The organism is Bradyrhizobium sp. S3.2.6, assembly GCF_040546885.1.
In the GTDB taxonomy this organism is placed as follows: Bacteria; Pseudomonadota; Alphaproteobacteria; order Rhizobiales; family Xanthobacteraceae; genus Bradyrhizobium; species Bradyrhizobium cytisi.
Genome location: NZ_JBEPOS010000036.1, coordinates 34,421 through 59,869, shown reverse-complemented (window position 1 = coordinate 59,869; position 25,449 = coordinate 34,421). Strand labels below are relative to the sequence as shown.

Here is a 25,449-nt window from a genome sequence, read left to right as displayed (position 1 = left end):
TCGCCGACCGCAAACGAGGAATCCGCCAACAACCCGTCCGTTCCACCAATTCAACCCGCTCCACCACGCAGGTTTCATGGAATCGGTCGTCTAGTTCCAGCCACATCCTGCCATAAGCTTCGAATTCGGCGAGCTTGTCCGGGGGGATCTCGTATCGCAGGTAACAGGTGATCATCGTCTGATGCTCCAGTGCGCCACAAAGCTGGCGCGCATTGTTGGCTTGGAACGCGAGGGCCGGTGCGGCGTCCACGAGGAAGGCTAGCGCCACATGCAGTGGATTGCCAGAACCGGCATGATCGGCGTAACCAGCGCCATGGCCACAAACCCACAAACGCCGCCCGCCTTGTTCGATCGTGCTTTGCTGCACGCGCGGCAGCGCCGTGCGCAGGCGCAAGGTGCCGTGAGCTTCCTGCTCGATCGGGTGGCCGAGGACATGTCCGACCGGCTGGCTGCGGTGATGCGCGAATTTCGCGCGCCGGCTGATCTCTGGACGCCAGGCGAGGGGCTGGCGGGGTTACGAGCGCGACTGCCGTCATTTCAGCAGATCGCGCTTGGCGAGACCGGCGAGGAGAAGCTGCCCTTCGCTCCCGAAAGCCTCGATCTCGTCGTGTCGGCGCTGGCGCTGCAATTCGTCAACGATCTTCCCGGCGTGCTCGCGCAAATTCGCCGGGCACTGAAGCCGGACGGGCTACTGCTCGCCGCGATGATCGGCGGCGACAGCCTGACCGAGCTGCGGCAGGCGTTTGCTGCGGCGGAAGTCGAATGCGAGGGCGGCGTGTCGCCGCGGGTGGCGCCGTTCGCGGATCTGCGGGATATCGGCGCGCTGTTGCAGCGGGCGGGTTTTGCGCTGCCGGTCACCGACGTCGACCGCGTCGTGGTGCGCTATTCCAATGCCTTTGCCCTGATGCAGGATCTTCGCCGCATGGGTGCGGCCAATGTGCTGATCGAGCGGCGGCGCACGCCGAGCCGGCGCGCGACCCTGCTGCGCATGGCCGAAATCTATGGCGAGCGCTTTGCCGACGCCGACGGCCGCGTCCGTGCGACCTTCGATATCATCTGGCTCTCCGGTTGGGCCCCGCATGCGAGCCAGCAGCAGCCGCTGAAGCCGGGATCGGCGAAAGCGAGCCTGGCAGAGGCGGTGAAGAAGGCCGGGGAGAGCTGACACGTGTCCCGGACGCGCTGCAGCGCTCTTGCGCTGCTGCGCAGAGCCGGGACCCAGTCTGCCGTTAGCGCATGGGCCCCGGCTCTGCAGCGCACCGCTGAAGAAGCGCTGCGCTGCGTCCGGGGCAGGCAAGCCTCACATCAGCAAGTCAATCAAATGCGGGATCAGCGGAATGTCCGCCGGCGGCATCGGATAGTCGCGCAGCTTGTTGGCACGGACCCAGGCCAGCTTCTGGCCCTCCCGCGCCATGACCTGGCCCTCCCAGCGCCGGCAGATGTAGAGCGGCATCAACAGATGAAAGGTCTCGTAGCCGTAGCTCGCGAAGGTCAGCGGCGCCAGGCACGGCTCGGCGACGGTGATGCCGAGCTCCTCATTGAGCTCGCGGATCAGGCTCTGCTCCGGCCGCTCGCCCGGCTCCAGCTTGCCGCCGGGAAATTCCCAGAGGCCCGCGAGCGTCTTGCCCTCGGGGCGCTGCGCGATCAGGACGCGCTTGTCGGCGTCGACCAGCGCGCACGCTACCACCAGTGTCAGTTTGAGATCAGCCATCTCGCCTTCGTGCGGTTAAGACCTGTAATCGCCGTTGATCGCGACATATTCCTTGGTGAGGTCGCAGGTCAGCACGCGGTCGCGGCCCTTGCCGAGGCCGAGCGACACCTTGATCGCGATCTCCGGCGCCTTCATCGCCTCCGACACCTGCGCCTCGTCGTACGACGGATCGCGCGCGCCGCTCTTGGCGACGCGGATGCCGTTGAAGGAGATCGAGAGCTTGTCGCGGTCGGCGGGCTCGCCGGCCTTGCCGACGGCCATGACCACGCGGCCCCAATTGGCGTCCTCGCCGGCGATTGCGGTCTTCACCAGCGGCGAGTTGGCGATCGACATCGCGATCTTGCGCGCCGAGGCCTTGGTCTTGGCGCCATCGACGGTGATCTCGACCAGCTTGCGCGCGCCTTCGCCGTCGCGGGCAACTTGTTCGGAAAGATTGGCGAGCACTTGGTTGAACGCCTTGACGAAGGACTTCAGGCGCGGATCGCTGGCACGGCTGATCTTTGGTGCGCCGTGCTCGGCGGCAGCGCCGGTGGCGAAAGCCAGCAGCGTATCGGAGGTCGAGGTGTCGCCGTCGATCGTGACGGCATTGAAAGTGTCCTCGACGCCGGCCTTGAGCAGCGCCTGCAGCGCGGCGGGCGCGATCGGCGCGTCGGTGAAGATGAAGGATAGCATCGTCGCCATGTCGGGGGCGATCATGCCGGCGCCCTTGGCCATGCCGTTGATGGTGACCTTGGCCTTGCCGAGCTTCACGGTCGCGGTCGCGACCTTGGGGAAGGTGTCGGTGGTCATGATCGCCTTGGCGGCCGCGAGATAATCGCCGGCCTCAGTGGTCTCGGCGAGGCGTTCCAGCACGCCGTCGAACTTGGTCGCGTCCAGCGGCTCGCCGATCACGCCGGTCGAGGCCAGAAAGACCTCGCTCTCGCTGCAGCCGACGGCCTTGGCCGCGATCTTCGCGGTCAGCGCCGTGGAGCCGCGGCCGGTCTTGCCGGTGAAGGCGTTGGCATTGCCGGAATTGACGACCAGTGCGCGTGCCTTGCCGCCTTTGAGCTTGGCGCGGCACCATTCGACCGGCGCGGACGGGCACTTCGACTTGGTGAAGACGCCGGCGACCGCGGTGCCCTTGTCCATGATCGCCAGCAGCACGTCGGTGCGGTTCTTGTAGCGGATGCCGGCCTCGGCCGTCGCGAGACGGACGCCCGCGATCACCGGCATGGCGGGAACGTTCTTCGGGGCGAGCGGGGAGGCGGTTGAGGACATCGCGAGGTGCCTTGGCTTGTGCCTTGGTGAGGTCTGGATATGCAGATGGCCGGGACATCAAGTGCGAAGACGTGCTTCGCACTTTCGGCCCGGCCATTGCGATGCTTAGATACTCTTGGCGTCACCGAAGTGACAGCGAATTTTTACTTCTTGGCGGGGGGCGCCATCTTGCTGTCGGAAGGCTTGGTATCGGCCGGCTTGGCGTCGGCCGCCGGCTGGTCCGTCCGCTCGACCTTGGCTTCGGCGCGGAGCTTGGCGACGTAGTCGGCCTGCGCCTTGCGGGTGACGTACTGCTCGATCTGGGCCTTGACCTGGTCGAACTCCGGCGCCTTGCGGTTGCGCTTTTCCTCGACCTTGATGATGTGCCAGCCGAACTGCGACTTCACGGGATCGGAGATCTTGCCCGGCTCGAGCGCGAACGCGACGGCCGAGAATTCCGGCACCATCTGCTCCTTGGTGAAGAAGCCGAGGTCGCCGCCGTCGGCGGAGCCGGGATCTTTGGACTTCTTCTTGGCGAGCTCGGCGAAATCGGCGCCCTTGTCGAGCTCGGCCTTCACCGCCTTGGCCTCGTCCTCGGTCTCGACCAGGATGTGGCGGGCGCGCACTTCCTGCTCGCCGGTGATCTGCTTGGAGGCCTCCTCGTAGACCTTCTTCATGGCGTCGTCGTTGGTCGCGGCCTTGCCTTCCTGGGCCAGCAGGCTGTCCATCAGCAGGCGATTGCGGGCGAACGCCATCCGCTTCTTGAATTCCTCGCCGTCGGCGACCTTCTTGTCCTCGGCGGCCTTGGACACGATCTTCATGTCGATCAGGAACGACAGGACATTCTCGTCCTTGGTCGCGGGATCCATCTGGGCGAGGCTCGGTCCGAGTTCCTCCTCGGCCATGGCGACGTCGCTCTTCTTGATGTCAACGCCATTGACCTTCGCCAGGACCGGATCGTCGGCGGCCCGGAGCGGACCAGCGAACGCCAGGGACAGCGCCAGGGCAAAGCAGCCAGCCAGGGCGGACGCGTGGCGGAAACGCTGGCCGGTGGTGACCGGGAACGAGGTGGTCATGCAAAATCCTTATGTTGAAGCAGGGGCTGCTTAAGCGGGGCGGACACTCGCCCAATTCAGGGGGGCTTGGCAACGCGAAAAGTCTGTCAAAATGATGAATTAGCCGCAATGCGCCTGCCGTTGACAAGGCCCTGACCGGGCCATATCTCTGCCCGGTCGCGACCATGGCGATGGCGTTTATTTTGCTGCGTTTTTGGCCGTTGAACCCAGACTAGCCCAATTCCCACCCATATGGCGGATGACCCCCGCAGTCCGGGCTCTGACGCCGACAGGCGTCACGGTGAGTTGATAGGCAGGCGGGTGACAACTTCTTGGCTGCAACGCGGTTAAATCGCGAACACAGGAACTAGGCATGATCGGCGCGCTCGCCCGCAAGTTTTTCGGCTCCGCCAACGACCGGCGGGTGAAGGGATATCAGTCCCGCGTCAACGCGATCAACGCGCTGGAGCCCGAGGTCTCGAAGCTCTCCGACGAGGCGCTCAAGGCCCGCACCGCTGACTTCAAGAAGCAGCTTGCCGAGGGCAAGACGCTGGACGATTTGCTGGTGCCAGCCTTCGCCACCGTGCGCGAGGCTGCCAAGCGCACGCTCGGCCAGCGCCATTTCGACGTCCAGCTGATCGGCGGCATGGTGCTGCACGAGGGCGACATCGCCGAGATGAAGACCGGCGAAGGCAAGACGCTGGTGGCAACGCTCGCGGTCTACCTCAACGCGCTCGCCGGCAAGGGCGTCCACGTCGTCACCGTCAACGATTACCTCGCCCGCCGCGACTCCGCCTGGATGGGTCAGATTTACGGCTTCCTCGGCCTGACCACCGGCGTGATCGTCCATGGCCTCGACGATGTCGAGCGCAAGGCGGCCTATGCCTGCGACATCACTTACGGCACCAACAACGAATACGGCTTCGACTATCTCCGCGACAACATGAAGTACCGGCTCGAGGACATGGTCCAGCGGCCGCATTTCTATGCGATCGTCGACGAAGTCGACTCCATCCTGATCGACGAAGCGCGCACGCCGCTCATCATCTCCGGCCCGCTCGACGACCGCTCCGACTTCTACAACACCATCGACTCGTTCCTGCCCAAGCTCGACAAGAGCGACTACGACGTCGACGAGAAGCAGCGCACGGTGACGCTCACCGAAGCCGGCATGGAGAAGATCGAGAAGCTGCTGCGCGATGCCGGCCAGCTCAAGGGCGAGTCGCTCTACGACGTCGAGAACGTCTCCGTCGTGCACCACATCAACCAGGCGCTGCGCGCCCACACGCTGTTCACACGCGACAAGGACTACATCGTCCGCGACGACGAGGTCGTGATCATCGATGAGTTCACCGGCCGCATGATGCAGGGCCGCCGCTATTCCGAAGGCCTGCACCAGGCGCTGGAAGCCAAGGAGCACGTCCAGGTCCAGCCGGAGAACCAGACGCTCGCCTCGATCACCTTCCAGAACTATTTCCGGATGTACGAAAAGCTCGCCGGCATGACCGGCACGGCGCTGACGGAAGCCGACGAGTTGTTCGACATCTACAAGCTCGAGGTCGTGGAGATCCCGACCAATCTGCCGGTCGCCCGCCTGGATGAGGACGACGAGGTCTATCGCACCCAGAACGAGAAATACGCCGCGATCCTGGCCGAGATCGAGCGCGCCAATGCGCGGCTGCAGCCGGTTCTGGTCGGCACGGCCTCGATCGAAAAGTCGGAGGTGATTGCCGAGTACCTCAAGAAGCACGGCTACCGGCAGATCGACTTCGGCAACGAGAACTCGATGCAGAAGCTGTACGCCGCGGCGCGCGCCAACAAGCCGGCAAAGCTGTTCGCGGTGCTGAACGCGCGCTTCCACGAGCAGGAAGCCTACATCGTTGCCGAGGCCGGCGTTCCCGGCGCGATCACGATCGCGACCAACATGGCCGGCCGCGGTACCGACATCAAGCTTGGCGGCTCGCTCGACATGCGGATCCAGCAGGAGACTGCTGATATCGCGGACGAGGCCGAGAAGGCCAGGAAGATCGAGCAGATCAAGGCCGACATCGAGCACTTCCGCGAGATCGTCCTGAAGGCCGAGGAGACCGTCGAGATCGAGCCGGCAAAGGGCTCGAAGCCGGCCAAGACCGTCAAGAAGCCGGGCGGTCTCTACATCATCGGTTCGGAGCGGCATGAATCCCGCCGCATCGACAACCAGCTGCGCGGCCGTTCCGGCCGTCAGGGCGACCCCGGCCGTTCGAAGTTCTTCCTGTCGTTGGAAGACGATCTGATGCGCATCTTCGGCTCGGATCGCCTCGACAGCATGCTCCAGCGTCTCGGCCTGCAAGAGGGCGAGGCCATCATCCATCCCTGGATCAACAAGGCCTTGGAGAAGGCGCAGCAGAAGGTCGAGGCCCGCAACTTCGACATCCGCAAGAACCTGCTCAAGTTCGACAACGTCCAGAACGACCAGCGCAAGGTGATCTTCGACCAGCGCGTCGAGTTGATGAAGGACGACAGCGTTGCCGAGACCGTCACCGACATGCGCCACGCCTTCATCGACGATCTCGTTGCCAAGCACGTGCCCGAGCATGCCTATGCCGAGCAGTGGGACGTCGCCGGCCTGAACGAAGAGCTGAAGCGCGTGCTCGATCTCGACCTGCCGGTCCAGGACTGGGCCAAGGAAGAGGGCATCGCCGACGAGGAGTTGCTCAAGCGCATCGAGACCCGCGCCGACGAGCACATGGCAGCCAAGGTCGGGCAATGGGGTCCCGACGTGATGCGTTACGTCGAGAAGACCATTCTGCTGCAGACGCTCGACCATCTCTGGCGCGAGCACCTGATCATGCTCGACCATCTGCGCCAGGTCATCGGCCTGCGCGGCTACGGCCAGCGCGATCCGTTGCAGGAGTACAAGACCGAAGCCTTCAATCTCTTCCAGGAGATGAGCGCGCACCTGCGCGAGGCCGTTACCGCGCAGCTGATGCGGGTCGAGATCGTCCCGCCGGAGCAGGAGGCGCCCATCCTGCCGCAGATGGAAGCGCACAAGCTCAATCCGGATACCGGCGAGGACGAAATGGCGCTCGCCAGCGTCACGCTGGCCCCGCAGGCCACGGATGCCGCGCTGCGCGATCCGAAGAACCCTGCCAGTTGGGGCAAGATCGGCCGCAACGAGGACTGCCCCTGCGGCTCAGGCAAGAAGTACAAGCACTGCCACGGGCGGTACGCGTAAGCGGTTTAGCTCTCTGGATGCCCCGCGAAGGCGGGGCATCCAGTACGCAGCGGCCTCTCGGCTCAATCACGACCCTCTCGGAATACTGGATCGCCCGATTAAATCGGGCGATGACAGGTGTGCGTGTGGCGCGCAATTCTCGTAGCGGCGAGAAAGCGTAAAGCCGCCCCTCAATTCGAGCTATCGATCAAGCTCTCCAGCAGCCGCTTGAGCTCGCTGGTCGGCTTGTCGCCGTAGCTCTCCAGGATGTGCTCCTCCTGGTCGACCGCGAGCGAGTTGAGCTTCTTGCACAGCACCTTGCCGCGGTCGGAGATGAACATCAAAACCTTGCGGCGGTCGTTCGGGTCCTGCACGCGGTAGACCAGCGTGTCGGAGACCATGCGGTCGATCATCTTGGTCAGCGTCGGATGGTTGAGCAGCACAGCGTCCGCAAGCTCGCCCATCGAATGGCCGTCGCCATCCGACAGCACTTTCAGGATGCGCCATTGCTCGACGGGAACCCCCTCCTTGCTCAACCGCAGTTCGAGCTGCCGGTTGATCTCCCGGTTTGCTTGCGCGAGCAGGTAAGCGAGGTGTTCGGTGATTGGAGCGTTCATTTTTGCCACGGCTAAGACTTCGTCTTGACCCAAATGAGTGAATGTCTTGCAATCAATGCTGCTTCTATATGCACTTCAATTCTTGAATATTCAATATTTTCAAAATAGGATGATTGCACAACAAAAGGGCGGGTGCCGCGGCCGCCTGCTCAATGTGCTTTCAGGTCTGGTACCAGACAGGAGTTGGCGTGCGCGCGACGGTAAACTTCCCGGCACACGGCGGTCCGGCGTTGCCGCCGTCCTTGCTGTTCAGGAATCTGTCGTCATCGGCGGCTGATGGTGCGTTGTCGCCCAACGATCATGCCTTTCTTCGGCGTCGCGGTACGAACAAGCTGCGCGTCGGCTGCTTCATCTGCTGCACCGGCTCGCCCGGCATCTGGGGGCCATGCGCCACCAACACCGCGCAGCTCGCGGTCGCCGAGATCAACAAGCGTGGCGGCATTTTGGGCCGCGAGATCGAGCTGTCGATCTATGATGCCGGCGGTCCGCTCGACAGTGTCCTGAACCGCGCCGAGCAGGCGGTCGTCGACGATGAGATCGATCTCGTCGTCGGCATGCACACCAGCGCGGTTCGTGTCGCGCTCCGTAAGATCACCACCGCGAACCGGATCCCCTATATCTACACGCCCGTCTATGAAGGCGGCGAACTGACGCCAGGCGTCATGGCGATCGGCGAAACGCCGCGCTGGCAGAGCCGTCCTGCGATCCACTGGCTGGCCGACGTCAAGAACGCGGCCCGCTGGTACCTGATCGGCAGCGATTATGTCTGGCCATGGCAATCGCATCGCGCGGTGAAGCGTTACATCAAGGAAACCGGCGGATGCGTCGTCGGCGAGGAGTTCGTTCCTCTTGGCGAGGACAACCACGAGCCGCATCTGGAGCGGATCCGCGCCGCAAGACCGGACGTCGTCCTGATCTCGCTGATCGGCACGGACAGCATCACCTTCAATCGCGCGTTCGGCGAGTGCAGTCTCGCCGCGACGACGTTGCGGCTGGCCGGCGCGATGGACGAGACGGTGCTGCTCGGCATCGGCGCAGACAACAGCGAGAACATGTTCTGTGCCTCCGGCTATTTTCCCGGTGTCGGGTCGCGCGCCAATGACGATTTTCAAAGCCGTTATCGCCAGATGTTCGGACCGAACGCCGCGCCGATCGGCTCGCTAGGCCAGTCCAGCTACGAGGGCCTGCGTTTCCTTGAAGCCGTCGCGAACAAGGCCGGTTCGTTGGCGATGGGGCCGATGCTCGCGGCGGGGCGCAACATCGATTACGGCGGCGCGCGCGGCCCGGTGGTCGTTCGCAACGGTCACGCCCGGATGCAGATGTATCTCGCCGAGGCCGATGGCCTCGACTTCAAGCTGATCAAGCCGGTCTGACGCCACGCGTGGCAATCAGCGCACGATCCGCTCCAAAATAATACTTGAAAAGGAAAATATTTCCGTCTCTAGTATCAACGCGATGCCGATTGGCCCGCGCCGTGCAGGCCCGAGCCCAGCGGCTGTCCGTTCAAAGCCAGGGATCAAGAAGCCTCAAGGAGCGCGCCGTGACAGTTGTCCTTCCCACGCCAGCCCAACTTCGCAGCGTCGCCGAGCAGTGCGGTCTCGCACTGACCGACGCCGACGTGACATCGTTCCGTGGCCTGATGCAGGGCTCGATCGATGCCTACAACCTCGTCGGCGCGATGCCGGACGAGGTGCCGGAGGTGAAATATCCGCGGACGCCGGGCTACCGGCCGTCGGCGGAAGATAATCCGCGCAATGCCTGGTATCGCAAGTCGAGCGTGAAGGGCGCCCCGGCTGGCAAGCTCAAGGGCAAGACCGTCGCGCTGAAAGACAACATCATGCTGGCCGGCGTGCCCATGATGAACGGCTCAACGACGCTGGAAGGCTATATCCCCGATTTCGACGCCACCGTCGTCACGCGCATCCTGGATGCCGGCGGGGAAATCCTCGGCAAGACCCACTGTGAATCCTTTTGCATGTCCGGCGGCAGTCACACCAACGCGGTCGGCGCGGTGCATAATCCCTACAAGATGGGCTATTCGGCCGGGGGCTCGTCCTCGGGCAGCGGCGTTGTCGTTGCCTTGGGCGAAGCCGACATGGCGATGGGCGGCGACCAGGGCGGCTCGATCCGCATGCCGTCCTCGTTTTGCGGCACCTACGGCATGAAGCCGACCTGGGGCCTCGTGCCCTACACCGGCATCATGCCGATCGAGATTTTCGTCGATCACACCGGTCCGATGACGGCGACCGTCGCCGACAACGCGCTGCTGCTCGAAGTGCTCGCTGGCGATGACGGCTACGATCCCCGCATCAAGGCGCCGAAGGTGGAGGAATACACCAAGGCGCTCGGCCAGGGCGTCAAGGGAATGAAGATCGGCATCTTGAAGGAAGGCTTCGAGCAGGCGACTGCCGAGGCCGCCGTCAATGAAAGCGTGCGCGAGGCCGCAAAGCGTTTCAAGGATCTCGGCGCCACTGTCGAGACCGTCTCTATCCCGATGCATCTCGCCGGTCCCGCGATCTGGACACCGATCGGTACCGAGGGCATGACCCAGACCATGATGTATGGCGACGGCTACGGCTTGAGCCGGTCCGATCTCTATTCGACTTCGCTGATGGACTTCCACCGCGGCTGGCGCCGGCAGGCGGACTCGTTGTCCGAGACGACAAAGCTGTTTCTGTTGCTGGGCACCTACATCAACAACACCTTTGGACCACGCTACTACGGCAAGGCGCTCAACATTTCCCGCCGCCTGACTGCGGCCTACGACAAGGCGTTCGGCGAATACGACCTTTTGCTGCTGCCGACGACGCCAATGAAGGCGACCAAGCTGCCGGAACCGACGGCCAGCCGCGAGGACTACGTCGCCCGTGCCCTGGAGATGATCTCAAATACCGCGCCGTTCGACATTACCCATCATCCCGCGATGTCGTTGCCCTGCGGCATGGTCGACGGGCTGCCCGTCGGCCTGATGCTGGTCGGCCGCATGTTCGAGGAATCCACCATCTACCGCGCCGCGCACGCCTTCGAGCAGATCGGCGACTGGAAGAAGATGTGAGAGAGGAATTAGTGCAGACGAACGGAACAGCATCGCATGGCTAACGCGTTCGTCGCGGCTTTCGAGATCCTGAGCTTCGGCGCGATCATCGTCCTGATCGTGCTGGGGCTCGGGATCATCGCCAGCATGATGGGCATCTTCAACTTTGCGCAGGGCGAGTTCGTCCTGCTCGGGGCCTACATCACCTATCTCGCCTACGCCAAGGGCCTGCCGATCTGGACCGGCATGGTTGCAGCGCCTTTCCTGGTCGGTGCGCTCGGCTTCGTGCTGGAGGCGCTGATCATCCGCCGCTTCTACGCCGCGCCGATCGTGGCGATGCTCGGCACTTACGCGCTCGGCCTCATCATCCGCGAATCCGTGCGTGGCCTGATCGGCGGCTTCTATCTCACCGTGCCCGAGCCGATCGGCGGCTCGATCGACATCGGCACCATGCATATCTCGGCCTGGCGCTTCACCATCATCGTCATCACGCTGCTGGTGATGGTCGGCTGCTATCTCCTGCTGTCGCGCACGAGTTTTGGTTTGCGCATGCGCGCCACGCTGGAGAACCCGTCGCTGGCGCGCGCATCCGGCATTTCGACGCCTCTGATGTACGGCGCCACCTTTGCTTTCGGCTCCGCACTGGCCGGCCTTGCCGGCGCGCTGATCGTGCCGGTGTTCAGCCTCTATGCCGATCTCGGCATCCGCTTCCTGATTCAGGGCTTTGTCGCCGTCATGGTCGGCGGCGTCGGGTCGTTCATCGGCCCCGTTGCCGGCGCCGGCGTGATCGGCACGCTCAGCGCCGCGCTGCCCTGGGTCATGGCGCCCGTGGTCGCCGATGTCCTCGTCTTCGTCCTCGCCATTGCCTTCATCAAATTCCGGCCGCAGGGCCTCATCGCTGGAAAAGGGGTTTAGTCACATGTTCGATCGTCAGCTCTCGCGCCGCCGCTTCCTCTCCAATTTTGCTTTTGCCTCCGGCGCGGTCGCAACCGGGGTGGGAAGCTGGGTGATTCCGGCACCGTGGGCCAACGCGGCCGAAGCGCCGATCAAGGTCGGCATCGCAACCGATCTCACCGGTCCGATTGCGTACGCCGGCACGGCGGACGCCAACGTCGCCAAGATGCTGGTCAAGCAGATGAACGATGCCGGCGGCCTGCTCGGCCGACCGCTCGAGCTCTATATCGAGGACACCGCGTCGAATGAATCGGTCGCTGTCGGCAACGTGCGCAAGCTGATCCAGCGCGACAAGGTCGACATGGTGCTCGGCGGCATCACCTCGTCGATGCGCAACGCGATCAAGGATCCGATCGTGGCGCGCGGCAAGACGCTCTACATCTATCCGCAGCTCTACGAGGGCAAGGAGTGCACGCCCTATCTGTTCTGCACCGGGCCGACCCCGGCGCAGCAGTGCGACGAATTCATCCCCTGGCTGATCAAGAACGGCGGCAAGAAGTTCGCGCTGCCCAGCGCCAATTATGTGTGGCCGCACACGCTCAACGTCTATGCCCGCAAGGTGATCGAAGCCAATGGCGGCGAGGTCGTGTTCGAGGAATATTACCCGCTCGACCAGGTCGACTTCTCCGCGACCGTCAACCGCATCATCTCCAACAAGGTCGACGTCGTCTTCAACACCGTCATTCCGCCAGGCGTCGGCCCGTTCTTCAAGCAGCTCTATGAAGCCGGCTTCCTCAAGAACGGCGGGCGCCTGGCCTGCGTCTACTATGACGAGAACACGCTGAACATCAATCAGGCGGCCGAGATCGAGGGACTCGCGAGCTGCCTCGACTATTTCAAGGTGCTGACCAAGGAGAACCCGTTCGACGCAAAAATCCAGGCGGCCTACGAGAAGGACTTTCCGGGCAACTTCCTGTTCGCCGCCGGAAGTGCCGCGACCGGCACGTATCGTGGTCTGAAGCTGTGGGAAGCTGCGGTGAAGGAAGCCGGCAAGGTCGACCGCGACTCGGTCGCCGCCGCGCTCGATCACGCCAAGATCGCGGAAGGGCCGGGCGGACCGGCCGAGATGGTGCCGGGCAAGCGCCACTGCAAGATGAAGATGTACACCGCGGTTGCCAAAGCCGGGAACTACGAGATCGTCGGACGCAGCGACGGTCTGGTCGATCCCAAGGAATGCTAAGGTCAAATGCCGAAGTCGATGGGCGCAGTGAAACAGGTGATCCCCGCCGAGATTGGCGGGGAGACGGACGCGGCAATGGCTGAACGCGAAACGGCGGCGCAAGCCGCCGCGGAACGAAAGATCCTGCCATTCGTAGAGGGCGTGGCGCTCGTCGCCGCGCTCGTCGCGCCATTTGTGCTGCAGGACTACCTCACGGTGTTTGCAACGCGCGTGATCATCCTGGCGCTGTTCGCGCTGTCGTTTGACCTGGTCTGGGGCTATGCCGGCATCATGAGCTTTGGCCAGGCCCTGTTTTTCGGCTCGGCCGGCTATGGTGTCGCGCTGCTCGCGCGCGATCTGGATATCACCAACATCTTCCTGGTGCTGCCTGCGGGCACGCTGATCGGCCTCACCTTCGCGTTGCTGCTCGGCGGCTTCCTGCTGCTGGGCCGGCACCCCTCCAGCGTGATCTTCGTGTCGCTCGGCACACTGACCGGCTCCTACGCTGCCGATCGCCTTGCACGCGGCTGGTATTATCTCGGCGGCCAGAACGGCATTCCTTCGATTGCGCCGATGACGCTCGGCGGTTCCGAATTCTCGGAAGGACCGGCGTTCTATTATCTCGTCCTCGGCATCCTCATTGTCGTCTACCTGCTCTGCCGCTTCCTGATGCGCTCGCAGTTCGGTCTCGCGCTTGCGGGCCTGCGCGAGAACGAGCAGCGCATCGCCTTCTTCGGCTACAAGGTGCAGCACCTGAAGGCGATCATCTTTGCGATCGGCGGCGCCATCGCAGGGCTCGCCGGGAGCCTTTATGCGTTCCACGAAGGTTTTGTCTGGCCCAATATGGTCGGCGTCGTGGTCTCGACGCAGGTGGTGCTCTACGTGCTGTTCGGCGGCTCGGGCACGCTGATCGGTGCTGTCATCGGCGCGGTCATCGTCGAGGGCGTCAGCTTCTGGCTGTCGGACAATTATCGCGACATCTGGCCGATCATTCTGGGACTGTTGCTGCTGCTCGTGATCCTGTTCCGGCCGCTCGGCCTGATCAGTTTTGTCCTCGGGGAGCGCGAGCGGGTCGGCAGCTTCGGTGCCAAGCCCAAGGAGACTAAGGAGAAGCGCAATGCCGCTTCTTGAAGCCGCGGGCATATCAAAGATCTTCGGCAAGCTCACCGCGCTTGACGGTGCAGCACTCACCGTCGGCGAGAACGAGTTTCACGGCCTGATCGGCCCGAACGGCTCGGGCAAGAGCACGCTGATGAAGTGCATCGCCGGCGCCGAGGTGCCGACACAAGGCAAGGTGAGCTTCGTCAACACCGACATCACCGCGTTCACGCCGACCGAGCGGGCGCGGGCCGGCATGAGCCTGAAATTCCAGATCACGAGCGTGCTGCCGTCGCTGACGCTCTACGACAACATCCTTCTCGCGCTGCAGGCGCAGTCCTCGCTGCTTGACCTCGTGTTCTCGCGCACCAGGAATGCGCTTCATGATCAGGTCATGACCATGCTGACGCAGTTCCGTCTCGCCGACCGTGCCTTCGATGCGGCGGCCGCGCTGTCGCACGGCCAGCAGCAATGGCTGGAGATCGCGATGGCGCTCGCCGGCAAACCCAAACTCCTTTTGCTGGACGAGCCGACCGGCGGCATGAGCCTGGAGGAGCGTCGCGTCACCGGCGAATTGCTGCAGCCGATCAAGCGGCATTGCTCGCTCGTCATCGTCGAGCACGACCTCGATTTCATCCGCGACATCTGCGATCGCCTCACCGTGCTCGACCAGGGCAAGGTGCTGGCATCGGGCACCGTGTCCGAGATCCAGGCCAACAAATCCGTTCAGGAGATTTATCTGCGCCGTGCCTGAATTTTTGGACATCAAGCATCTCGACGCCGGCTATGGCCGCAGCCAGGTCCTGTTCGACGTCAATCTCGGCATTCCCTGGCGCGGCGGCGTCGCGGTGCTCGGGCGCAATGGCGCGGGCAAGACCACGCTGATGAAGACCATCGTCGGCGAATTGCCGGCGTGGAAGGGCGAGGTCGGCTTCGATGGCCGCGACATCAGCCGCCGCCGGCCCGAGGAGCGCGTTCGCGCCGGCATCGGCTACGTGCCGCAGGAGCATTCGGTGTTCGCGCGCCTTTCTGTGCGCGACAATCTCGCCGTCGGCTCGCTCCTCAACAAGGATGCCACCGCCGTCGACCGCGTGCTGGCCATCTTCCCGAAACTCGGCCAGCGCCTCGACCAACCCGCCGGCACGCTCTCCGGCGGCGAGCGCAAGATGCTCGCGATCGGCCGCGCCATGCTGGGCGATCCAAAATTGCTGCTGCTGGACGAGCCGACCGAAGGCGTCTGGATCGGCGTGATCGAGGAGATCACCGAGCGCCTGATCGAGCTTGCGAAAGAGATCGCCGTCATCATCGTCGAGCAGCACCTCGACCTCGCGCTGCGCGTCGCCGACTACGCCTACGTGCTCGACCGCGGAAGAGTCGCGCTGCAAGGCGCGGCCGGCGAGGTGAGGGGCAATCCGGAGTTGCTGCGGTATCTGGCGCCGTAAGCGAAAATCCCGCTTACTTCACCGCGCCAAACCGACTGTCGAACGAGTTCGACGACACCACAGGTGCTGCACCGGCCATCTGCGCGCCGTCAGCCGCACTATCTCTCACCGACGGTTTCAGCGCGGGCCGCGTTGCTGCAACCTTGGTCTCGGCAGGCCTTGCCGGCTCAACGGGCTTTGCGGCCGCCACAGCATTATCCTTGGACTTGTCGTGGCCGGGCACGAACCGCGTCACTGCGGCTTTCAGCCTGGAGGCCGTGCTCGGCGCTGCGGGCGCGGGGGTCACCGACGCGGTCGCTTGCGGCGCTGAGGCGGTCGCCGTCGTGTCGGCAGTGCCGAGGCCCATCTTGCGGCCGAGATTGGAGAAGAAGCCGCCGGATTTCTCGGCCGAGGCGACGCGGGTGTTGGTCGCGGGTGCGACCGCAACGACAGGTTCTTGCTGCGGAGCTGCCGCGGCGGGCTCGAGGTTCGGCTTCGGTGGGTTGACGGTGCCTGGGATCGTGCCCGGCGCCTTCGACATCGCCAGCATCTGCAGCGTATTGCCTTCGGCGCCTTCCGACAGGCCGGTCGAGCCTTCCGGAATCTTCGCGGCAAAGATCTTGTTCATGCCGCCGTCGATACCGGTGTTCATGCGCGCCACCGGCGTACCCTTGGAGACGAGCTTGTTGTATTCGGCCTCGTCGCGCTGCTCTTTCTCGCGCACGGCGCTGGCGATGTCCTCGGGGATCACATAGGCCGGGCACTTCGCCGAGGCATCGAACACGGGATCGCGCTTGGCGTCGGGTGCCTTCGCGGCATCGAACACGTACTTCTTCTCGCAGAAGTCGACCTTCGGCTCCTGCCGCGTCACCTCGAAATGATCATAGCCTTCCTTGATCATCTTCCAGAAGGCCATGTTCGGATTGTTGCGGTGCTTGGCCATGTTCACCGGCGTCATCTTGAACGGATACGCCTGGAACTGGAACGCCTTCTGGCCGCCGAAGAAGGACTCGCGCCCGAGCGAATAGATCTCCGCGATCTGCTCGTCCGTCATCGCGTAGCAGCCGCGCGACGAGCAATCGCCATGCACCATCAGCTGCGAGCCGGTACGGCCGAGCGCCTTGTCGAACGCGTTCGGGAAGCCGGTGTTGAACGAGAGGTAATAGGCCGACTGCGGATTCATCTGGCTCGGATTAATCGAGTAGAATCCTTCCGGCGCCTGGCGATCGCCTTCGCGCACCTTCGGACCGAGGTCGCCCGACCAGCGGCAGATCGGATAGGTCTTGAGCAGTGCGAACTGGCCGGAGCGGGTCTGCTTCCAGATCTCGAGCTCGGCCTCCGACTTGAATAGGCGGATCAGGATCGGCGATTGCAGATCCATGTCCTTCTCGCCCATCGCGGCGACGAGCTTTGGCGAGATCGGCTGGTTGGCCTTGGCGTTGGTCGCGAGCGAGACCTGGTCGGTGTCGCAGCCGGCCAGCACAATGCTGGCGGCAAGCGCGACCGAAGCCAAAAGCGCACGAGCAAGCGAGCTAGCAGTCAAGACGAACCCCACAACGTTCCGGGCAAGGAGCGCGAACCCCGATCTTTGAAGCATGGCCTGACCGGATGTCCGGACTTGATTCAGACCAAGCCCCAGCGCTGATGCCCTGAAGCCATTGATTAAAATTCTAACCTCCGCGCCTGGGGGTCGCAACCCGACCGGGGATCACGAGCCCGTTGGCCGACAGGCGTGGTCAACAGAGACTTAAACTGGGCCGGAACTGGGACTGAATTGGGCTTTGCAGCCAAACCGCTACTGAGATCGCCGATTTGGGCAAAAAAAGGGTTAATGCGGGGTTACAGGGGCGGTCCGGGCGAAGTCCAGTAGGGTGGGCAAAGCCGGAAGCGTGCCCACCATTCCCTGCCGTCCGACCGGCTGGTGGGCCGAATCAACCCAGTTTCCGACCGATATCGAGGAATTTCTGCCGGCGCTGCTTGCGGATCGCGTCGCCGTCCAGGCCTCGCAGGTCGTCGAACGCCTTGGCGATGGCATCGCCCGTGGTGGCGATCATGGTGGCGGGGTCGCGGTGGGCGCCGCCGACCGGCTCCTTCAGAATACTGTCGATCACCCCGAAGCGCAGCATGTCCTGGGCGGTGATCTTCATGTTGTTGGCGGCTTCCTGCGCCTTGCTGCCGTCGCGCCAGAGGATGGAGGAGGCGGCTTCCGGCGAGATCACGCTGTAGATCGCGTGCTCCAGCATCAGCACCTTGTTGGCGGTGGTGATCGCAATCGCGCCGCCCGACATGCCCTCGCCGGTGATGATGGCGACATTCGGCACGGTCAGCGCCATGCAGGCATCGGTCGAGCGCGCGATCGCCTCGGCCTGGCCACGCTCTTCGGCGCCGATGCCGGGATAGGCGCCGGCGGAATCGGCGAGCGACAGCACCGGCAGGCCGAACCGCTCTGCCATCTCCATCAGCCGCACGCATTTGCGGTAGCCTTCCGGCCGCGCCATGCCAAAGTTGTGCTTGATGCGGCTCTCGGTGGAATCGCCCTTTTCCTGGCCCATCACGCAGATCGCTTCGCCGCGGAAGCGGCCGAAGCCCGCGACCAGCGCCTCGTCCTCGCCGAATTTGCGGTCGCCGGCGAGCGGCGTGAATTCGGTGATCAGGCCCTTGATGAAGTCGTTGAAATGCGGCCGCTGCGGATGCCGCGCGACCAGCGTCTTCTGCCACGGCGTCAGGTTCTGATAGAGGTCGGCCAGCGCCTGCGCCGCCTTGTCCTCGATCCGTCCGATCTCCTCGGCGATGTCAGTGCCGGAGGCAGCTAACGTCCTGAGCTCGTCGACCTTGGAGTCGAGCTCGGCGACGGGCTTTTCGAAGTCGAGATAGCTGCGCATCTGGTCTGGCATCAACTCAATATAGAGGGACGGGGCGGAGAGGCGAAGCGAGGTTGGCTTCTCATAAAGAAGTGTAGCTTCTTCAAGCACTTGACTTGTGCGCTCCCGGGGGCGCGCCAAATCGCGAATGAGGCCACGGCTCTTTCTGCGGAGATGTGGCCGAAGTCAAGGCGGTTTCGCGGCTGTCGTCCCGACCGGATCTCGTGTCCCGGACGCGCTGCAGCGCTTCTATAGCGCTGCCGCGCAGAGCCGGGACCCAGCGAGCATGGCCCCGGCTCTGCGTCGCATCGTTTCACGCTGCGCCGCGTCCGGGGCACGAGACCTCCTTACTTCTCCGCCAGCGGATGCAGATCGCGCACCAGGCTTTTCAGCCGCTCCTCGACCACGTGGGTATAGATCTGGGTCGTCGAGATGTCGGTATGGCCGAGCAGGGTCTGCACGATGCGCAGATCCGCGCCGTTGTGCAGCAGGTGGCTGGCAAAGGCGTGGCGCAGCACGTGCGGGGAGACCAGCCGCGCCTGAAGCCCCGAAGCCACCGCGAGCTCCTTGAGGTCGCGGGCAAAATGCTGCCGCGTCAGATGCCCGCTCTCGCCGAACGAGGGGAACAGCCATTTCGTGGTCGCGACACTGCCCTTCGTCTCGCCCTTTTTGTTTTCCTTGGCCGCCTCCGTCGCGCTGAGATAATCCGCCATCGCCTGCCGCGAGGCCTCATTGAGCGGCACCAGCCGTTCCTTGTCGCCTTTGCCGCGCACCACGATCATGCGGGCGTCGCGCTTGGCCGCCGTGCGCGGCAGCGACACCAGCTCGGAGACGCGCAGGCCCGTGGCGTAGAGCACCTCGAGCAGGCAGTAGAGCCGCAAAGCGCGCAATCGCTGTGACGGCGAGGCGTCCGCCGCCTCGCTCATCTCCTTGGCGCGGCGGAGCATGCGGTCGACATCGGCGATCGACAGCACCTTTGGCAGGCCGCGGCCGCGCTTGGGCCCGGACAGGATCGCCGCGGGATCCTCAGTTCTGATGCGTTCATTCAGGAGAAAGCGGAACAGGTGCCGCATCGCCGACAGCCGCCGTGCGACGCTGGAGGATTTGAAGCCGCGCGCATCGAGGTCGCCAAGATAGTCGCGGAGTGTTTGCGTCTCGGCGTCCACAAAGCTGTGGCCGGCGCGGCCGAGAAACTCGGAGAAATCGGCGAGGTCGCGGCGATAGGCGTCGAGCGTGTTGGGGCCGGCGCCCTGTTCCGCCGCGAGCATGTCGAGGAACAGGCCGGTGAGCTTGGCGTCGGAGGGCTTGCTGGCGGAGGATTTGCGCATGCCCCGGAGGCTAGCTCCTATTTCTTGAGAAATTTATCCGGCGGGATCGTCACCGTCATTTCCCGCGGCTTCGGATTGACGAAGTTGGCCAGCGCGAACACCACGCCATAGACGATGCCGGCGAGCACGGCGACGACCGTCAGGAAGCGGAACAGGCTGGGCATCGGGCAAGGTCTCGACGAGGGTCTCAAACGGGCAAATTAACCAATGAAATCATCCAACATGTTCGCCGTTTCGTGGCAAGAGTCCTCTGGCGAGGGCCCCGAGGGGGTCGTATACGTGGCCAGGATGCCGCCTTTGGCGGCAAATTGAGCGAGATCCAGAGCAAGATCCAATGTCCGACGCCGCGTTGCCAGCACAAGCGAGCCCTGAGGCCGACATCCTGTCGGCGCTGGGCGCGCGTTCGATCGTGCTGGTCGGCATGATGGGGGTCGGCAAGTCGACTATCGGCCGGCGATTGGCGGCGCGGCTCAAGCTGCCCTTCGTCGATGCCGACACCGAGATTGAGGCGGCGGCCGGCATGACCATACCGGAGATTTTCGAGCGCCATGGCGAGCCGCATTTCCGCGACGGCGAGGCGCGGGTGATCGCGCGCCTGCTCGAGAGCGGGCCGATCGTGCTGGCGACCGGCGGCGGCGCCTTCATGCGCGAGGAGACGCGCAGCCGCATTGCGGCGAAGGCGATCTCGATCTGGCTCAGGGCCGATCACGACGTCATCATGCGCCGCGTGCGCCGCCGCGCCGACCGCCCCTTGCTCCAGACCCCCGACCCCGAGGGAACCGTGACGCGCCTGCTCACCGAGCGCGAGCCGGTCTATGGCAAGGCCGACCTCACCATCGCCTCGCGCGATGTGCCGCACGACAGAATCGTCGACGAGACCATCGAGGCGCTGCGCGCCCATCTTTGCGGCGAGAGCGCGTCCCATCCCCCAGCCGACGTCGCGAGTGCCGTTCGATGACCGCGCCCCCAAAGCATTCCGACCCTGTCAATGTCGATGTCGCGCTCGGCGATCGCGCCTACGACATCGTCATCGGCCGCGGCGTGCTGTCCTCGCTCGGCGAGCGGGTCGCGGCTTTGCGCCCCGGCGTGCGCACGGCTGTTGTCACCGATCGCACCGTTGCAAAATACTGGCTCGAGCCGACCGAGGCCTCGCTCGCCGCTACCGGCATTCCGACCTCGCGCGTCGTGGTCGAGGAAGGTGAGATCTCCAAGACCTATGCGGGTCTGCAAAAGGTCAGCGAAGCCCTGATCGCCGCAAAAATCGAGCGCAACGATCTCGTCATCGCGCTCGGCGGCGGCGTCGTCGGCGATCTCGCCGGCTTTGCGGCGGCGATCCTGCGCCGTGGCGTCGATTTCGTGCAGGTGCCGACCTCGCTGCTGGCGCAGGTCGATTCCTCGGTCGGCGGCAAGACCGGCATCAACTCGCCGCAGGGCAAGAACCTGCTCGGCGCGTTCCACCAGCCGGTGCTGGTGATCGCCGACACCGCCGTGCTCGACACGCTGTCGCCGCGGCAATTCCGTGCCGGCTATGCCGAGGTCGCCAAATACGGCGTGCTCGGCGACGAGGCCTTCTTCACCTGGCTGGAGAATAATCACGCGGACATCTTCAAGGGCGGCTCGGCGCGCGAGCACGCCATCGCGACCTCCTGCCGCGCCAAGGCGGGTGTCGTCTCGCGCGACGAGCGCGAGACTGGCGAGCGCGCGCTGCTCAATCTTGGACACACCTTCGGCCATGCGCTGGAAGCCGCAACGGGTTTCTCTGATCGCCTGTTTCACGGCGAGGGCGTTTCGATCGGCATGACCCTGGCGGCGCAGTTTTCCGCAAGTCTCGGCATGATCGCCGAGGCCGACGCGGCCCGCGTCGAGCGGCATCTCATCGAGGCCGGCCTGCCGACCCGCCTGCAGGACATCGCCGGCTTCGCGCAGGAAGGCCTCGCGGATGCTGACGCGCTGATGGCGCTGATGGCACAGGACAAGAAGGTCAAGCGCGGCAAGCTCACCTTCATCCTGCTGGAGGCCGTCGGGCGTGCCGTCATCGCCAAGGATGTCGAGCCGGCGCCGGTGCGCGACTTCCTGCAGAACAAGCTCGCCCTCAAGGCGCGAGACGCTGCTGAACGGCGCTAAAACAAGGAACCAGAGTGGTTCATGGACTGGCTCGGCTTCACCATCGTCATTATCTGCCTGCTCGTCTCGGGCTTCTTCGCCGCGAGCGAGACCGCGCTCACCGGCGCCTCGCGCGCCAGCATGCTGCGGCTCTCCAGGCAGGGTAATCGCGACGCCGACGTGGTCTCGCAACTGCTCGACATGCGCGAGCGCCTGATCGGCGCGCTGCTGCTCGGCAACAACATCGCCAATATCAGCGCTTCGGCACTGGCGACCTCCATCTTCACGGCCTGGTTCGGCGATGTCGGTGTGCTCTATGCCACCGGCGTGATGACCGCGCTGGTCGTGATCTTCGCGGAAGTTCTGCCCAAGACCATCGCCATCAACGCGCCGGACCGGATGGCGCTCGCGGTCGCGCGCCCGATGCGGTTGACGATGTACGTGCTGGGGCCGCTGCTGCGGGTGGTGGAAGTCATCGTGCGCCTGCTGATGCGCCTGTTCGGCCTTGCCGGCGAGCATCAGGCGATCCTGTCGCCGACCGAGCGCCTGCGTGGCGCGGTCGACCTCTTGCACCACGAGGGCAAGGTCGAAAAGCACGACCGCGACATGCTCGGCGGCCTGCTTGATTTGCGCGAGCTCCAGGTCTCCGATGTCATGATCCATCGCACCGAGATGATGATGATCAACGCCGATTTGCCGGCTGAGGAGTTGGTGAGTGAGGTGCTGGCGACCGAATACACCCGTATCCCGCTCTGGCGCGAGAAGCCCGAAAACATCATCGGCGTGCTCCACGCCAAGGATCTCTTGCGCGCGATCCGCGCTGCCGACGGCGACACCTCACGCATCGATGTCTCCACCATCGCGCTGCCGCCCTGGTTCGTGCCCGAGATGCGCACCGTCTCCGAGCAGCTCAAGGCATTCCGCCGGCGAAAAACCCATTTCGCGCTCGTCGTCGACGAGTACGGCGAAGTTGAAGGTCTTGTGACGCTGGAAGACATTCTGGAAGAGATCGTCGGCGACATCTCCGACGAGCACGACGTCGTGGTCGCCGGCGTGCGGGCCCAGCCGGACGGCTCCGTGGTGGTCGACGGCTCGGTGCCGATCCGCGACCTCAACCGCGCCATGGACTGGCGGCTGCCCGATCAAGAGGCGACGACGGTCGCGGGCCTCGTCATCCACGAGGCGCAATCGATCCCCGACCGTGGCCAGAGTTTCACCTTCCACGGCTTCCGCTTCCGCGTCCTCCGCCGCGAACGCAACCGTATCACCGCACTCCGTATTTCACCGGTCCCGCGCGACGCGGAGGTGGAGGAAGCCAAGCCGCGACGGGCAGGGAAGTCGTTTTGACGCGTGGTGTCATCGCCCGCCTTGTGCGCGCTTGCGCACTGGGGCGGGCGATCCAGTACTCCGCGGCCGCGATTATGTGAACGAACTGCCGCCGCGGAGTACTGGATGCCCCGCCTTCGCGGGGCATGACGGTGGAGATTACGTTCCGCCTTCCCCCGGGGCCTGCGCTTGGATCGCCAGCGCATGCACGCCGCCGGAAAGTTCCGCGGTCAGCGTCGCATTTATCATACGGTGCCGGTCGACCCGGCTCTTCCCTTTGAAGGCCTGAGATACGATATAAACCCGAAAGTGCGTCTCGCCGCTCGGCCGATGGCCGGAATGGCCCTCATGCAAATGTGACTCATCGACGACCTGCAGGCTTTCCGGCGTGAAAGCTTCCTGCAACTTGTTGCTGATAATGTCTTTGGTAGCCATGTTTGCCATTAAGGTACGCGATTGCACGCCGTCAATGCCGATAGGCCGCCTTGGCGGCCGTTCTTGAGCGATAGGCCGCCTGGGGCGGCCGTTCTTAAGAACGCCGAAGCGAAGCTTCGGCTACGGGTTCCAAGCTAATTGCAATGTCAAGACTTGAAGGTTTTTGCATTGCGTAGTCAAAGTCTGCCATGCCGATCGATTCATCAAAGTTCTTCGACTCCATCCGCGTGAAGCCGCGGGGCAAGCAGCCCGAGGTGAAGCCGCGCGATACCGTGGTCGCCTGCGAATGGACCGGGTGTCAGAACAAGGGCGCGCACCGCGCGCCGAAGGGACGCGATAACCAGCGCGAGTACTGGCACTTCTGCCTGAACCACGTCCGCGAGTACAATCAGAACTACAATTTCTTCTCCGGCATGAATGCCGACGCGGTCGCGCGCTACCAGAAGGACGCGCTGACCGGCCATCGCCCGACCTGGAAGATGGGCGCCAATGGCGGCGTCAAGAAGGGTGCGGAAGCCGAGATCGACGGCGCCTTCGATCCGTTCAGCATGTTCGCGGAGCTCAACGGCCGCACCGGCTGGCGGAAGGGCCCTGAGGCCGCCCAGCCCAAGGTCGAAACCCGCAAGGTGATGAACGCCGAGCGCAAGGCGCTCCAGGTCATGGGCCTCGGTCCAAGTGCGACGCTCGCCGACGTCAAGTCCAAGTACAAGGCGCTGGTGAAGCAGCACCACCCCGATGCCAATGGCGGCGACCGCTCCACCGAAGATCGCCTGATCGAGATCATCAAGGCGTATAATTATCTGAAGACGGTGGTGCGGGAGGCCTAACCTACAAGCTCGGGGAAGGCGAATTCGCAGACCAATCCCTCCGGCTTCCACTGCCGGGTGATCCTGCCGCGCAAGGTCCGGATGATACCGTCGACGGCGCCAATTCCGAAGCCATGGCGCGTCGGCTCGTCGACCCACGGACCGCCGCTCTCGGACCAGCGTAGCACGAGAGGCTCTGCGTCGCTGCTTTCCCAGCGAACGTCCAGCCGACCCGCTGGCGTCGCCAGCGAGCCGTATTTGGCGGCGTTGGTGGCCAGCTCGTGCACGGCGACCGCAATCGATTGGGCGAGCGTCGCCGGCAGGCGGATGTCGTCTCCAGCGATGCTGACACGTTCGCCGTCCGGGCTTGCGTATGGCCGGAGTTCCTCTTCGACGATGGTCTTCAGACTGGCACCGGTCCAGCGCGACGCCGAGAACAGCCTCTGCACGTTGGCAAGTGCTCTAAGCCTGCCTTGAAACGCGGCTTGGAATTCTGCCGCGGTCTCGGCCTTGGTCAGCCGCAGCATCGCCTGGGTCACCGCGAGCAGATTATTCGAACGATGATCGACCTCGTAGGCGAGGAGCATCATGCGCTGCTCGGCCTGCTTACGGGCCGTGATGTCGACCAGCATGTTCACCGCGCCAACCAGTCGGCCGCGTTCGTCGCGCAGCGGGGTCGGATATGGCATGAAGCAGATCCGCGATCCGTCCGGCCGTTCGGCCACAGCCTCGACGTCGCGCACCGGCCGGTTCTGCCTGAGCGCGATAGCCATCGGGCATTCATCGTGGGGGAGCGGCGTGCCGTCCGGCAGATAGAGCTTCCACGTCACGCACCACATCTCGCCGATTTCTGGAGTGCGTCCGGCAAAATCGATGCAGGCTTGATTGAAGAAGGTGATGCGGCCCGTTGCGTCGGTGGTGTAGATCGCGGCGGGCAGCGCCTGAAGCAAGTCCCGGAACCGCCTCCCGGAATCCGCTCCCGCTTCGACCCGGCTCGCCGCATAACCGGCGGCGATCTGGCCAATCCTGGCCTCGTCCGCTTGTCCAAACAAGTCCAGCATTGCGTTCCTCACGGGGAGAGATCAGGCAATGCGCTGGACGCGCATATGTTCCAA

At 64.3% G+C, this 25,449-nt stretch carries 23 protein-coding genes and 1 pseudogene; 13 read left to right on the top strand and 11 right to left on the bottom strand.

From position 1 onward, the window contains the following. A pseudogene (locus ABID58_RS37485) lies at window positions 1-394 on the bottom strand (hypothetical protein); the annotation flags it as partial. Here ABID58_RS37485 and ABID58_RS35505 point away from each other — a divergent pair. Beyond that, the gene (locus ABID58_RS35505; RefSeq protein ID WP_354037545.1) at window positions 293-1,162 is read left to right on the top strand and encodes a methyltransferase domain-containing protein; all 870 of its coding nucleotides are present in this window, start codon (window positions 293-295) and stop codon (window positions 1,160-1,162) included. The pseudogene ABID58_RS37485 and the gene ABID58_RS35505 overlap by 102 nt on opposite strands. A 135-nt stretch (window positions 1,163-1,297) precedes the next feature. Here the strand turns inward: ABID58_RS35505 and mutT are convergent, their stop codons facing one another. The 3 genes from mutT to ABID58_RS35490 form a co-directional block, all read right to left on the bottom strand. Next, the gene (gene mutT / locus ABID58_RS35500) at window positions 1,298-1,708 is read right to left on the bottom strand and encodes an 8-oxo-dGTP diphosphatase MutT (RefSeq protein WP_148756441.1); all 411 of its coding nucleotides are present in this window, start codon (window positions 1,706-1,708) and stop codon (window positions 1,298-1,300) included. 15 nt (window positions 1,709-1,723) lie between these two features. Continuing rightward, complete coding sequence (gene argJ / locus ABID58_RS35495; RefSeq protein ID WP_354037543.1) at window positions 1,724-2,965, bottom strand: bifunctional glutamate N-acetyltransferase/amino-acid acetyltransferase ArgJ; 1,242 nt, start codon at window positions 2,963-2,965, stop codon at window positions 1,724-1,726. A gap of 143 nt (window positions 2,966-3,108) precedes the next feature. Next, window positions 3,109-4,020, bottom strand: coding sequence for a peptidylprolyl isomerase (locus ABID58_RS35490; RefSeq protein WP_148756439.1), 912 nt, complete (start codon window positions 4,018-4,020; stop codon window positions 3,109-3,111). Window positions 4,021-4,372: 352 nt separating this feature from the next. On the opposite strand from ABID58_RS35490, the gene secA reads away from it, so the two are divergent. Next, window positions 4,373-7,213 carry a preprotein translocase subunit SecA gene (secA, locus tag ABID58_RS35485; RefSeq protein ID WP_354037541.1) on the top strand — a complete coding sequence of 947 codons (2,841 nt, stop codon included), beginning with the start codon at window positions 4,373-4,375 and terminating at the stop codon, window positions 7,211-7,213. 170 nt (window positions 7,214-7,383) lie between these two features. Here the strand turns inward: secA and ABID58_RS35480 are convergent, their stop codons facing one another. Next, window positions 7,384-7,809, bottom strand: coding sequence for a MarR family winged helix-turn-helix transcriptional regulator (locus ABID58_RS35480; RefSeq protein ID WP_148751963.1), 426 nt, complete (start codon window positions 7,807-7,809; stop codon window positions 7,384-7,386). A gap of 188 nt (window positions 7,810-7,997) precedes the next feature. On the opposite strand from ABID58_RS35480, the gene ABID58_RS35475 reads away from it, so the two are divergent. The 7 genes from ABID58_RS35475 (at window position 7,998) to ABID58_RS35445 (ending at window position 15,496) form a co-directional block, all read left to right on the top strand. Further along, window positions 7,998-9,182, top strand: coding sequence for a substrate-binding domain-containing protein (locus ABID58_RS35475; protein WP_354037540.1), 1,185 nt, complete (start codon window positions 7,998-8,000; stop codon window positions 9,180-9,182). Window positions 9,183-9,349: 167 nt separating this feature from the next. Beyond that, on the top strand, window positions 9,350-10,864 hold the full coding sequence (locus tag ABID58_RS35470; RefSeq protein WP_354037539.1) for an amidase: 1,515 nt from the start codon (window positions 9,350-9,352) through the stop codon (window positions 10,862-10,864). 36 nt (window positions 10,865-10,900) lie between these two features. Then, the gene (locus ABID58_RS35465; RefSeq protein ID WP_148751960.1) at window positions 10,901-11,758 is read left to right on the top strand and encodes a branched-chain amino acid ABC transporter permease; all 858 of its coding nucleotides are present in this window, start codon (window positions 10,901-10,903) and stop codon (window positions 11,756-11,758) included. A 4-nt stretch (window positions 11,759-11,762) separates the two neighbouring features. Then, complete coding sequence (locus ABID58_RS35460) at window positions 11,763-12,977, top strand: substrate-binding protein (RefSeq protein WP_148751959.1); 1,215 nt, start codon at window positions 11,763-11,765, stop codon at window positions 12,975-12,977. Window positions 12,978-12,983: 6 nt separating this feature from the next. Continuing rightward, window positions 12,984-14,087, top strand: coding sequence for a branched-chain amino acid ABC transporter permease (locus tag ABID58_RS35455; protein WP_354037537.1), 1,104 nt, complete (start codon window positions 12,984-12,986; stop codon window positions 14,085-14,087). Next, complete coding sequence (locus tag ABID58_RS35450) at window positions 14,074-14,808, top strand: ABC transporter ATP-binding protein (RefSeq protein ID WP_354037536.1); 735 nt, start codon at window positions 14,074-14,076, stop codon at window positions 14,806-14,808. Before ABID58_RS35455 ends, ABID58_RS35450 begins: the two co-directional genes overlap by 14 nt. After that, window positions 14,801-15,496, top strand: coding sequence for a branched-chain amino acid ABC transporter ATP-binding protein (locus ABID58_RS35445; RefSeq protein WP_148751956.1), 696 nt, complete (start codon window positions 14,801-14,803; stop codon window positions 15,494-15,496). The genes ABID58_RS35450 and ABID58_RS35445 overlap by 8 nt, the downstream gene beginning before the upstream one ends. Window positions 15,497-15,509: 13 nt before the next feature. On the opposite strand, the gene ABID58_RS35440 is transcribed toward ABID58_RS35445, so the two are convergent. From ABID58_RS35440 to ABID58_RS35425, 4 genes are all read right to left on the bottom strand, one after another. Next, window positions 15,510-17,018 (bottom strand): L,D-transpeptidase family protein, encoded by a 1,509-nt coding sequence (locus ABID58_RS35440; protein WP_502916457.1) that lies wholly within the window; start codon window positions 17,016-17,018, stop codon window positions 15,510-15,512. 388 nt (window positions 17,019-17,406) lie between these two features. Continuing rightward, window positions 17,407-18,369 carry an acetyl-CoA carboxylase carboxyltransferase subunit alpha gene (locus tag ABID58_RS35435; RefSeq protein ID WP_148751954.1) on the bottom strand — a complete coding sequence of 321 codons (963 nt, stop codon included), beginning with the start codon at window positions 18,367-18,369 and terminating at the stop codon, window positions 17,407-17,409. 314 nt (window positions 18,370-18,683) lie between these two features. After that, window positions 18,684-19,664 (bottom strand): site-specific tyrosine recombinase XerD, encoded by a 981-nt coding sequence (gene xerD, locus ABID58_RS35430; protein WP_354037532.1) that lies wholly within the window; start codon window positions 19,662-19,664, stop codon window positions 18,684-18,686. A 17-nt stretch (window positions 19,665-19,681) separates the two neighbouring features. Then, the gene (locus ABID58_RS35425) at window positions 19,682-19,828 is read right to left on the bottom strand and encodes a hypothetical protein (protein WP_008144572.1); all 147 of its coding nucleotides are present in this window, start codon (window positions 19,826-19,828) and stop codon (window positions 19,682-19,684) included. 170 nt (window positions 19,829-19,998) lie between these two features. On the opposite strand from ABID58_RS35425, the gene ABID58_RS35420 reads away from it, so the two are divergent. The 3 genes from ABID58_RS35420 to ABID58_RS35410 are packed head-to-tail and all read left to right on the top strand — an operon-like array spanning window position 19,999 to window position 23,114. Further along, window positions 19,999-20,622 (top strand): shikimate kinase, encoded by a 624-nt coding sequence (locus ABID58_RS35420; RefSeq protein WP_148751952.1) that lies wholly within the window; start codon window positions 19,999-20,001, stop codon window positions 20,620-20,622. Further along, window positions 20,619-21,788 (top strand): 3-dehydroquinate synthase, encoded by a 1,170-nt coding sequence (gene aroB / locus ABID58_RS35415; protein ID WP_354037531.1) that lies wholly within the window; start codon window positions 20,619-20,621, stop codon window positions 21,786-21,788. The genes ABID58_RS35420 and aroB overlap by 4 nt, the downstream gene beginning before the upstream one ends. A gap of 21 nt (window positions 21,789-21,809) precedes the next feature. Beyond that, on the top strand, window positions 21,810-23,114 hold the full coding sequence (locus ABID58_RS35410) for an HlyC/CorC family transporter (protein ID WP_148751950.1): 1,305 nt from the start codon (window positions 21,810-21,812) through the stop codon (window positions 23,112-23,114). A 138-nt stretch (window positions 23,115-23,252) separates the two neighbouring features. On the opposite strand, the gene ABID58_RS35405 is transcribed toward ABID58_RS35410, so the two are convergent. Then, window positions 23,253-23,528: a BolA family protein gene (locus ABID58_RS35405; RefSeq protein WP_148751949.1), complete on the bottom strand. Its 276-nt coding sequence runs from the start codon at window positions 23,526-23,528 to the stop codon at window positions 23,253-23,255. Window positions 23,529-23,716: 188 nt separating this feature from the next. Here ABID58_RS35405 and ABID58_RS35400 point away from each other — a divergent pair, with 188 nt between their 5' ends. After that, window positions 23,717-24,355 carry a J domain-containing protein gene (locus tag ABID58_RS35400; RefSeq protein WP_148751948.1) on the top strand — a complete coding sequence of 213 codons (639 nt, stop codon included), beginning with the start codon at window positions 23,717-23,719 and terminating at the stop codon, window positions 24,353-24,355. On the opposite strand, the gene ABID58_RS35395 is transcribed toward ABID58_RS35400, so the two are convergent. Continuing rightward, window positions 24,352-25,395 carry an HWE histidine kinase domain-containing protein gene (locus tag ABID58_RS35395; RefSeq protein ID WP_354037529.1) on the bottom strand — a complete coding sequence of 348 codons (1,044 nt, stop codon included), beginning with the start codon at window positions 25,393-25,395 and terminating at the stop codon, window positions 24,352-24,354. The two genes, ABID58_RS35400 and ABID58_RS35395, sit on opposite strands and share 4 nt — an antisense overlap. Between the last annotated feature and the right edge of the window lie 54 nt (window positions 25,396-25,449).

Coding starts and splice junctions, on each gene's coding strand:
- ABID58_RS35420 (WP_148751952.1), top strand. CDS start 19,999: ATGTCCGACGCCGCGTTGCCAGCACAAGCGAGCCCTGAGGCCGACATC.
- ABID58_RS35435 (WP_148751954.1), bottom strand. CDS start 18,369: ATGCCAGACCAGATGCGCAGCTATCTCGACTTCGAAAAGCCCGTCGCC.
- ABID58_RS35465 (WP_148751960.1), top strand. CDS start 10,901: ATGGCTAACGCGTTCGTCGCGGCTTTCGAGATCCTGAGCTTCGGCGCG.
- ABID58_RS35400 (WP_148751948.1), top strand. CDS start 23,717: ATGCCGATCGATTCATCAAAGTTCTTCGACTCCATCCGCGTGAAGCCG.
- ABID58_RS35410 (WP_148751950.1), top strand. CDS start 21,810: ATGGACTGGCTCGGCTTCACCATCGTCATTATCTGCCTGCTCGTCTCG.
- ABID58_RS35450 (WP_354037536.1), top strand. CDS start 14,074: ATGCCGCTTCTTGAAGCCGCGGGCATATCAAAGATCTTCGGCAAGCTC.
- ABID58_RS35425 (WP_008144572.1), bottom strand. CDS start 19,828: ATGCCCAGCCTGTTCCGCTTCCTGACGGTCGTCGCCGTGCTCGCCGGC.
- ABID58_RS35455 (WP_354037537.1), top strand. CDS start 12,984: ATGCCGAAGTCGATGGGCGCAGTGAAACAGGTGATCCCCGCCGAGATT.
- ABID58_RS35480 (WP_148751963.1), bottom strand. CDS start 7,809: ATGAACGCTCCAATCACCGAACACCTCGCTTACCTGCTCGCGCAAGCA.
- ABID58_RS35405 (WP_148751949.1), bottom strand. CDS start 23,528: ATGGCTACCAAAGACATTATCAGCAACAAGTTGCAGGAAGCTTTCACG.
- ABID58_RS35505 (WP_354037545.1), top strand. CDS start 293: ATGATCGGCGTAACCAGCGCCATGGCCACAAACCCACAAACGCCGCCC.
- aroB (WP_354037531.1), top strand. CDS start 20,619: ATGACCGCGCCCCCAAAGCATTCCGACCCTGTCAATGTCGATGTCGCG.
- mutT (WP_148756441.1), bottom strand. CDS start 1,708: ATGGCTGATCTCAAACTGACACTGGTGGTAGCGTGCGCGCTGGTCGAC.
- xerD (WP_354037532.1), bottom strand. CDS start 19,664: ATGCGCAAATCCTCCGCCAGCAAGCCCTCCGACGCCAAGCTCACCGGC.
- argJ (WP_354037543.1), bottom strand. CDS start 2,965: ATGTCCTCAACCGCCTCCCCGCTCGCCCCGAAGAACGTTCCCGCCATG.
- ABID58_RS35490 (WP_148756439.1), bottom strand. CDS start 4,020: ATGACCACCTCGTTCCCGGTCACCACCGGCCAGCGTTTCCGCCACGCG.
- ABID58_RS35395 (WP_354037529.1), bottom strand. CDS start 25,395: ATGCTGGACTTGTTTGGACAAGCGGACGAGGCCAGGATTGGCCAGATC.
- ABID58_RS35460 (WP_148751959.1), top strand. CDS start 11,763: ATGTTCGATCGTCAGCTCTCGCGCCGCCGCTTCCTCTCCAATTTTGCT.
- secA (WP_354037541.1), top strand. CDS start 4,373: ATGATCGGCGCGCTCGCCCGCAAGTTTTTCGGCTCCGCCAACGACCGG.